The sequence below is a fragment of the Stenotrophomonas sp. SrG genome (assembly GCF_050031795.1).
GTDB classification, from domain to species: domain Bacteria; phylum Pseudomonadota; class Gammaproteobacteria; order Xanthomonadales; family Xanthomonadaceae; genus Stenotrophomonas; species Stenotrophomonas rhizophila_A.
Map to the genome: position 1 here is coordinate 1 of NZ_JBNBBE010000263.1, position 272 is coordinate 272.

A 272-nucleotide genomic window follows, 5' to 3' on the forward strand; every position below is an offset into this window, starting at 1 on the left:
TTCTTCACCGCGGTCACGTCGGTCTGGGCCTGGCTGATCTGGGTCTGTTGCTGCTGGATGGTGGACAGCAGCAGCTGCACCTGGCGCTCCAGCTCGGCAACGCGCGCTTCCAGCTGCTTCTCTTTGGCGGTTTCTGCAAACGCCATGCCAGGCGCCACCAACGCGACCAACAGGCAGGTCGCCAACGGCTTGCGCATGGTCTTCAACATACTGGTACTCATGTTGCCCTCTCTCGCGGGTGGCAAAGTGATCGCCGCGTGTGGGGTCACGGT

1 pseudogene is annotated in these 272 nt (G+C 62.5%); it reads right to left on the minus strand.

Annotated features, from left to right (window positions below):
• A pseudogene (locus ACQG3P_RS19775) lies at positions 1 to 221 on the minus strand (DcaP family trimeric outer membrane transporter); the annotation flags it as partial.
• Between the last annotated feature and the right edge of the window lie 51 nt (positions 222 to 272).